The 7,804-nt window shown below is 69.6% G+C and carries 10 protein-coding genes; all 10 read left to right on the top strand.

The features are described 5' to 3' along the window. Nucleotides 1-987 (top strand): FAD:protein FMN transferase (locus B0684_RS13330; RefSeq protein ID WP_077277052.1); only part of this gene is annotated, 987 nt, incomplete at its 5' end. Then, nucleotides 984-1,358 (top strand): NusG domain II-containing protein, encoded by a 375-nt coding sequence (locus B0684_RS13325; protein ID WP_018649621.1) that lies wholly within the window; start codon nt 984-986, stop codon nt 1,356-1,358. The genes B0684_RS13330 and B0684_RS13325, both read left to right, overlap by 4 nt. Nucleotides 1,359-1,368: 10 nt before the next feature. Then, nucleotides 1,369-1,917, top strand: a complete 549-nt coding sequence (locus tag B0684_RS13320; RefSeq protein ID WP_018175666.1) for a Gx transporter family protein — start codon at nt 1,369-1,371, stop codon at nt 1,915-1,917. 156 nt (nt 1,918-2,073) lie between these two features. Continuing rightward, nucleotides 2,074-2,946, top strand: a complete 873-nt coding sequence (locus B0684_RS13315; protein ID WP_026304741.1) for an energy transducer TonB — start codon at nt 2,074-2,076, stop codon at nt 2,944-2,946. A gap of 91 nt (nt 2,947-3,037) precedes the next feature. After that, a complete protein-coding gene (locus tag B0684_RS13310; RefSeq protein ID WP_018168935.1) occupies nt 3,038-3,616 on the top strand; it encodes a YqgE/AlgH family protein in 579 nt (192 codons plus the stop codon). Nucleotides 3,617-3,618: 2 nt separating this feature from the next. Then, nucleotides 3,619-4,014: a Holliday junction resolvase RuvX gene (ruvX, locus tag B0684_RS13305; RefSeq protein ID WP_018168934.1), complete on the top strand. Its 396-nt coding sequence runs from the start codon at nt 3,619-3,621 to the stop codon at nt 4,012-4,014. Beyond that, the gene (gene pyrR / locus B0684_RS13300) at nt 4,011-4,532 is read left to right on the top strand and encodes a bifunctional pyr operon transcriptional regulator/uracil phosphoribosyltransferase PyrR (protein WP_018145120.1); all 522 of its coding nucleotides are present in this window, start codon (nt 4,011-4,013) and stop codon (nt 4,530-4,532) included. The genes ruvX and pyrR overlap by 4 nt, the downstream gene beginning before the upstream one ends. Before the next feature lie 19 nt (nt 4,533-4,551). Next, nucleotides 4,552-5,565 carry an aspartate carbamoyltransferase catalytic subunit gene (locus B0684_RS13295; RefSeq protein WP_018145119.1) on the top strand — a complete coding sequence of 338 codons (1,014 nt, stop codon included), beginning with the start codon at nt 4,552-4,554 and terminating at the stop codon, nt 5,563-5,565. Then, nucleotides 5,562-6,854 (top strand): dihydroorotase, encoded by a 1,293-nt coding sequence (locus tag B0684_RS13290; RefSeq protein WP_018145118.1) that lies wholly within the window; start codon nt 5,562-5,564, stop codon nt 6,852-6,854. Before B0684_RS13295 ends, B0684_RS13290 begins: the two co-directional genes overlap by 4 nt. After that, entirely contained in the window at nt 6,851-7,759 is a 909-nt protein-coding gene (locus tag B0684_RS13285; protein ID WP_018145117.1) for a dihydroorotate dehydrogenase electron transfer subunit, read from the top strand. The genes B0684_RS13290 and B0684_RS13285 overlap by 4 nt, the downstream gene beginning before the upstream one ends. Nucleotides 7,760-7,804 lie beyond the last annotated feature (45 nt).

Genomic DNA, 7,804 nt, shown 5'->3' with positions numbered 1-7,804 from the left:
CTGGCCGCCTGCGGCCGCGAGGAACCGGATACCGAACAGCTTGGCTTCTACGCCTTCGGCACGCTGGTGGATCTCAGCCTTTACCCGGCCGGCGAATATGACGTGGAGGCGATCGGAACCGCGGTTCAGGAGGAACTGGAAATCCTGCATACCTCCTGGCATGCATGGGAACCCGGGTCACTCGGGCGCACCAACGAGCTACTCGCCCTGCAGGGCGAGTTCAGCGCCCCGCCGTCGGTGCTGCCGCTAATCGAGCACGGCCGCGAGATGGAGGCGTTGAGCGACGGCCTGTTCAACCCCGCACTGGGCAAGCTGGTCGCCGCCTGGGGCTTCCATCAGGACGAACCCGACGGCCCACCCCCGGACGAGGCCACCCTGGCCGAGCTGCTGGACGACCCGCCCCGCATGCAGGACATCGAACGCAACGGCGTACGCCTGCGCGGGACGCATCCGGACCTGCAGCTCGACTTCGGCGGGCTGGCCAAGGGCCTGGCGGTGGAGCGCGTACTGGAGCTGCTGGCGGAACGCGGTGTCGAGGCCGCGATCTTCAACGCCGGCGGCGACCTGATGACCTTGGGACGACCGGGCGAACGGCCCTGGCGGGTGGGCATCCGTCATCCGCATGGCGGCGTGCTTGGCAGCATCGAACTGGACGCCGGCGAGGCCCTGTTCACCTCCGGCGACTACGAGCGCGGCTACGAGTGGGAAGGCGCGCGCATCCACCACGTCATCGACCCGCGCAACGGCCGCCCGAGCCAGGGAATCGACAGCGCCACAGTGCTCCACCACGACCCGGCGCTGGCCGATGCCGCCGCCACCACGCTAATGATCGCCGGGCCCGACGCCTGGCCGGAGTACGCCCGCAAGATGGGCATTGAACAGGCCCTGGTGGTTCTGGGCGACCGCATCGAGGCCACGCCTGCGCTCGCCGAGCGCGTGCGACCCGGCCCCGACCGGGAACCGTTCGTGGTACGCGAACTGCCGTGAACCACAGGCTGCTGCGCTGGGGCGATACCCTGATCGGGGCTCTGGCTGCGGGGGTCGTAGTCGCGGCCTTCGTTTTCGCCTACAGCCCTTCGGGAGAGGCCCGGGTACTGGTCATCAGCCAGGCCGGGGCCACCCCACAGCACGAGCCGCTGGACCGAGCCCGGGTCGTCGAGATCCACGGTCCGGCCGGGATCACCCACATCGAGATCGAACCGGGCCGGGCCCGCTGCGCCGACTCCCCCGGGCGCCAGAACATCTGCGAGGCCAGCGGCTGGCTGCAGGCCCACGGCGAGGTCGCCGTCAGCCTGCCCAATCGACTGACCCTGCAAGTCCTCGGCACGGAACCCGGCTTCGACAGCCTGCACTACTGATGTGGCCACGATGACCGGCGATCCGCATGCCGGGACCGACACCCGCGACCGCGCGATCGCTGCGCTGGCCGCCATTGCCATCGGGATCCAGATCCTCGAGGCCGCCATCCCCAGCCCGGTCCCGGGCATCAAGCCGGGGTTGGCCAACATCGTCACCCTGATCACCCTGCTGGTCCTCGGCTGGCGCGCGGCCGTCGCGGTCACCCTGATCCGGGTGGTCGGCAGCAGCCTGCTGCTGGGGACCCTGCTGAGCCCGGCGTTCTGGTTGTCGCTGGCCGGCGCCCTGGCGAGCCTCGTCCTGCTGGCCGCCCTGCGCCCCTTCGCCCCCCGGCATGTCGGCCCGGTGGGCCTGGCCATCGCTGCCGCGATGGCTCACATCACCGGGCAGTTTCTGCTCGCCTGGGCAATCATCATCCCGCACCCCAACCTGCCGCTGGTGTTACCGCCCCTGTTGCTCGCCGCTCTGATCACCGGCGGCCTGACCGGTATACTGACCGCCCACGTACTCGCCGACCCGCGAATCCAGCGCCATGCCCACAACCCCACACCCAATGATTAGCACCAGCCCGGCCCGCCCCACGGGCCCCGGGGCCGTGTGCGTCCGCCGTGGGCCGGAGGGGGCATGACGGCGAATACCGCTTCGAACGCCCTCGCCGGACGGCCAGCCGGCACGCCCCCGCCGGAGGCGCCCCGCGTACAGGACCACCTGGGGACCATGATCTTCCTCGCGGTGGTCGCGCACGCGCTGATCATCCTGGGGATCGGCTTCGCGGTCGATCCGATCGAGGCACCCACCCGCGAGCCCCTGGACATCACCTGGGTCACCGACCCCGATGCCCCGCCGCCAGAACTGGACGACGAGGTCGAGCACATCGCCACCCGCGACCAGGCCGCGAGCGGTGAAGGCGAGGAGGTCCGCGAGGCGCAGGCCCCGGATGCGGAGGATGCCGGCGTCGGCGAGCCCGCGCCGGAGGGCCTCGACGCACCCTTGCCGGAGGCCGGCCCGCTGATCATGGACCCGGCGCTCCCGGAGCCCGAGCCGGAACCGGAACAAATCGCCGCCGACACTCCGGACGAGCGCGCCACGCCCCCCGAGGTCGCCGACCCCGAGCCGCTGGAGTCCCTCGATGCCGAGGACCGACCCTCCGCCGCGACACTGATGAATCGCGGCCTGGAGAGCGCGCGGGCGGCACCGGCGGAAGAGCGCCAGACATTCTCCACCCGCGCCAGCCGCACCCGCTATCTGGACAGCCTGGCCGCGCGCAGCGCCCCCGAAGCCGCCTATCTGCAGGCCTGGATCAACAAGGTGGAACGCCTGGGCAACGTGAACTATCCGGACGAGGCGCGGCGCCGCGGTCTCTCCGGGACCCTGGTCCTGTCGGTCCGCCTGAACCCGGAGGGCGAACTGATCAACATCGAGGTCGCCCGCAGCTCGGGCGAGCCGGTCCTGGACCAGGCCGCCATCCGCATCGTGGAACTGGCGGCCCCGTACGCGCCGTTCACCGAGGCGATGCGCGAGGAATACGACGAACTGGTGATCACCCGCACCTGGGCCTTCCGCCGCGACCAGATGGAACAGATCCGCTAGGGAGACACGAATTAACGGCGGCGCACACGGGATCGGGAAAACCGGCCCGGCCTTCCTTGCGGCCTGCAGAGTCAGCATCGATACTGGTGACATGAAGCCGACGCCCGCCCGTCACGAGCCGGACTGCCTGCGCGATCACTTCCTGATCGCGATGCCGAGCCTGAACGATGGCTATTTCAGCCATGCGGTCACCTATATCTGCGATCACGACGAACAAGGTGCGCTGGGCCTAGTCATCAATCAGCCCACCGAGTTCTCCCTGCGCGAGCTGCTGGAGCACGTGGAACTGGAACCCGGCGAGGATCTGCCGGACATGCCGGTCTTCCGCGGCGGTCCGGTGCAACCGGAACACGGTTTTGTGCTGCACTCCGCCGAGCAGACCTGGCGTGGCAGTCAGCCCATTACCGACTCCATCGTGCTGACCACCTCGCGCGACATCCTCGAGGCGATCAACGCGGGCCAGGGGCCCCGCAGGATCCTGATCGCGCTCGGCCACGCCGGCTGGGGCCCCGGCCAGCTGGAAAGCGAACTGGCCGAGAACGCCTGGCTCACCGCCCGCGCCGACGCCGACATCCTGTTTGATCGCCCTAGCGCCGAGCGCTGGCGTGCCGCCGCCGAACTCATCGGCATCGACGTCAACCTGATCAGCCCGGCCTCCGGCCACGCCTGACGGTGGGACTGCTGGCCTTCGACTACGGGCGGCGCCGCATCGGGGTCGCGGTGGGCGAGGAGATCATGGGCTCGGCCCGCGGCCTGCGCACGCTCACCAGCGATGCCCCCGATCTGTGGCCCGCGATTGACACCCTGGTCGCGGAATGGGGCCCGGAAGGGTTCGTGGTCGGATGGCCAACCCAAGCCGATGGCAAGCCCACGCCGCTGGCCCGACGTATCCGCGCCTTTGCCCGCACGCTCGAAGAGCGCTACGGGCAACCGGTATACTGGTGCGACGAGCACCTGACATCTCATCTGGCCCGCGAGCGACGCCGGCCGGGACGCCATGACCCGGGGCTGGACGCCCACGCCGCCGCGGTCATCCTCGAAGGCTGGTTTCTGGAGAATGCATCATGACGACACCGGACGTCCCGACCCTGCTCGACGACATGGCCGAGCAGGCCCGCCACTACCTGAAGACCCACGGGATCGCCGCACCCATCGTGGTCGGCATCCATTCCGGCGGGGTCTGGATCGCGGAGCACCTGCGCGAACGCCTGGGGGTAGAGCGCCCACTGGGCAAGCTGGACATCAGCTTCTACCGCGACGACTTCTCGCGCATCGGCATGCACCCGCAGGTGCGCCCGTCGGAACTGCCGGAAGATCTCGACGGGGAACACGTGCTACTGGTGGATGACGTCCTGTACTCCGGCCGCACCATCCGCGCGGCGCTGAACGAGCTGTTCGACTATGGCCGCCCGGCCTCGGTGACCCTCGCGGTGCTGGTCGAGCGCGACGGGCGCGAACTGCCGATCGCGGCGGCGATCGTTGGCGCCCACATGGAGCTCGGCAAGACCGAACAGATCAAGCTGCGCGGCCCCGAGCCACTGCGCCTGGAACGGGTGACGATCGATCCCGAGGACCTCAAGGCCTGACCCGCCGGATGCACAACGGATGACCGAGACCCAGATCGCCCACCCCGGCGCGCGGCTGCCCGAACCGGGCCCGCTGCCCAACCGCCTGCAGCTGACCGATGACGGCCAGCTGCGCCACATGCTGACCATCGAAGGGCTGAACCGGGAGCTCCTGACCGAGATCCTGGACACCGCCGAATCGTTCGCCAACATGAACGAGAAGGCGGTGAAGAAGGTCCCGCTGCTGCGCGGCAAGACCATCGTCAACCTGTTCTTCGAGGCCAGCACCCGCACCCGTACCACCTTCGAGCTGGCCGCCAAGCGCCTGTCCGCCGACGTGTTGAACGTGAACATCAACACCTCTTCGGCGGTGAAGGGCGAAAGCCTGCTGGACACCCTGCGCAACATCGAGGCGATGAATGTCGACATGTTCGTCGTGCGCCACGAGGAGAGCGGGGCCGCCCATTTCATCGCTCGCCACGTAGCCCCGGGGATCAGCGTGCTGAACGCTGGCGACGGCCGCCACGCGCACCCAACCCAGGCGCTCCTGGACATGTTCACCATCCGTCGCCACAAGGGCGACTTCACCAAGCTGAAGGTGGCCATCGTCGGCGACATCCTGCATTCGCGGGTTGCGCGCTCGCAGATCCACGCGCTGAACATCCTGCAGACCGGCGAGGTCCGCGTGGTCGCCCCCTGCTCGCTGCTGCCGGCGGATGTCGACCAACTGGGCGTACACGTCTACAACGACCTCGACGCCGGCCTGAAAGACGTCGACGTGATCATCATGCTGCGCCTGCAGCGCGAGCGCATGGAACACGCCCACCTGCCCTCCGAACACGAGTACTACCAGCTGTTCGGCCTGACCTCGCGGCGGCTGCAACTGGCGCACCCGACCTGCCTGGTCATGCACCCCGGCCCCGCCAACCGCGGGGTGGAGATCGAATCCGCCGTGGCCGACGGACCGCACTCGGTGATCCTCGAACAGGTGACCTACGGGATCTCGGTGCGCATGGCGGTGATGTCCATGGTCATGGGGGCTCATCAGGCATGAGCGTGCTGATCGAGAACGCCCGCATCCTCGACCCGGTGGACGGCTTCGACGCGGTCGGCGCGCTATGCGTGCAAGGCAGCGAGATCCTCGCCCGCGGCCAGATCCCGGACGGCTTCGAGCCGCGCCGGCGCATCGACGGCAGCGGGCTGTGGCTGATCCCCGGCCTGATCGACTTGGCGGCACGCCTGCGCGAACCGGGCCAGGAGCACAAGGCCACCGTCGCCAGCGAGACCCTTGCGGCGGCCAGTGGCGGGATTACCAGTCTGGTCGTCCCGCCGGATACCGAACCGCCGATCGACTCGCCCGCCGAGGTCGAGCTGATCAATCGTCGCGCCCGCCAGGCCTGCGGCGTTCGGGTCTACGTGCTCGGGGCGCTCACCCATCAACTGGAGGGCCAGCAGCTCGCCGAGATGGCCGCCCTGATGAACGCCGGCGCGCGCGGGGTCAGCAACGCGAACAAGCCGCTGGCCAGCCTGCTCGTGCTGCGCCGCGCACTGGAATACGCCACCACCTTCGGGCTGACCATCGTGCTCTCGGCGCAGGACTCGGCCCTCACCGGCTCCGGTTGCATGCACGAGGGCGCGGTCTCCACCCGGCTGGGGCTGGCCGGCATCCCCGAGGCCGCCGAGACCGCGGCGCTGGGCGCCATCCTGGCGCTGGTCGAGCAGACCGGGGCGCGGGTCCACGTGGCCCGGTTATCAACCCGCCGCGGCGCGGAGATGATCGCCAAGGCGCGTGCCGACGGTCTGCCGGTGAGCGCAGACGTGGCCGCCCACCAGCTGTTCCTGACCGAGGTCGACGTCGCGGAATACGACCCGAACTGCCACGTGATCCCGCCACTGCGTGGCCAGCGCGACCGCGACGGCCTGCGCGCGGCCGTCGCGCGCGGCGACATCAGCGCGATCTGCTCCGACCACCAGCCACATGAACCGGACAGCAAGCTGGGCCCATTCGCCAGTACCGAGCCCGGCATCTCGGCGCTGGAGACCCTGCTGCCGCTGACGCTGCGCCTGGTCGAGGACGGACTGCTGAGCCTGCACGACGCACTGGCCCGGGTCACCACCGGGCCGGCGGATATCCTCGGCTTTGCCCAGGGACGCCTGACCGCCGGCGCGCGCGCGGACTTCGTGCTGTGGGACCCGGCCGCGATGCACGAGGTCCGCCGCAAAGACTGGCTGAGCGCAGGCCACAATACGCCCTTCTTCAACTGGACCTTCGCGGGACAGGTCCGCGAGACCTGGATCGCCGGGCGCCCGGTCTGGACCCGCCCCGTCGAGGATACCGCATGAGTACGACCCAAACTGCCGACCGGAACCACCGGGGCACGATCTTCCAGGAGGAAGGCCGCATCCTGGACCACCATGACGCCGGTGCGGACCAGTGGATCCTCCGTGTCCTTGCGCCCGAGTGCGCCCGTGCGGCACAGCCCGGGCAGTTTGCCCATCTGCAATGCGCCCCGCGCCTGCTGATGCGCCGCCCGCTGTCGATCCAGCGCGTGGACCGCGAGGCCGGCTGGGTGGAGTTCCTCTACAAGGTGGTCGGTGACGGCACGCGCGCCCTGTCGCAGCAGGCTAAGGGCGATACCCTCAGCGTGCTGGGCCCGATTGGCCAGCCGTTTCGCCTGAATCCGGAACGTCCGAGGCGCCTGCTGCTGGGGGGCGGGGTCGGCATCCCGCCGATGATCTTCCTCGCCCACCGCCTGCATCTTCAGGGCGAGGCGGGAAAGACCCATGCGGTGCTGGGCTCCGAGGTGCCGTTTCCCTTTCATGCCCGCCCGTCGGAGATCCTCTGGTCGGGCCTGCCGGACGGGGCAATCGCGACCCTGCCGCTGCTGGAAGACTGGGGGGTCGCCTGCCGCCTGACCTCCAAGGCCGGGCTGCCGGGCGCCTATGACGGTTTCGTCACGGACCTGGGGCGCGCCTGGCTCGCCGGACTCGCACCGGAGGAGCGCGCCCAAGTGGAAATCTTCGCCTGCGGCCCCCATCCGATGCTCGCCGCCTGTGCCGAACTGGCCGCGGAGTTCGATCTCCCCTGCCAGGTTTCGCTGGAGGAGTTCATGGCCTGCGCGGTAGGCGGCTGTGCCGGCTGCACGGTACCGGTGCGCACTCCGAATGGGGTGGCGATGAAACGGGTCTGCGTGGACGGTCCGGTGTTCGCGGCCGCCGATGTATTCCCGGAGCCGGAACGGACCTAAGCGAACCATTCGCCGGCAAGCCGACTTGTATGTTTAACCCCGGCA

It is taken from the genome of Thioalkalivibrio versutus (genome assembly GCF_001999325.1).
Lineage (GTDB): Bacteria > Pseudomonadota > Gammaproteobacteria > Ectothiorhodospirales > Ectothiorhodospiraceae > Thioalkalivibrio > Thioalkalivibrio versutus.
This window is presented reverse-complemented; position numbering and strand designations above follow the sequence as displayed.

What these genes read in the sequence shown, in the direction of transcription:
- B0684_RS13310 (WP_018168935.1), top strand. Translation starts at nt 3,038, where the DNA reads ATGAAGCCGACGCCCGCCCGTCACGAGCCGGACTGCCTGCGCGATCAC.
- B0684_RS13295 (WP_018145119.1), top strand. Translation starts at nt 4,552, where the DNA reads ATGACCGAGACCCAGATCGCCCACCCCGGCGCGCGGCTGCCCGAACCG.
- B0684_RS13285 (WP_018145117.1), top strand. Translation starts at nt 6,851, where the DNA reads ATGAGTACGACCCAAACTGCCGACCGGAACCACCGGGGCACGATCTTC.
- B0684_RS13320 (WP_018175666.1), top strand. Translation starts at nt 1,369, where the DNA reads ATGACCGGCGATCCGCATGCCGGGACCGACACCCGCGACCGCGCGATC.
- pyrR (WP_018145120.1), top strand. Translation starts at nt 4,011, where the DNA reads ATGACGACACCGGACGTCCCGACCCTGCTCGACGACATGGCCGAGCAG.
- B0684_RS13290 (WP_018145118.1), top strand. Translation starts at nt 5,562, where the DNA reads ATGAGCGTGCTGATCGAGAACGCCCGCATCCTCGACCCGGTGGACGGC.
- B0684_RS13315 (WP_026304741.1), top strand. Translation starts at nt 2,074, where the DNA reads ATGATCTTCCTCGCGGTGGTCGCGCACGCGCTGATCATCCTGGGGATC.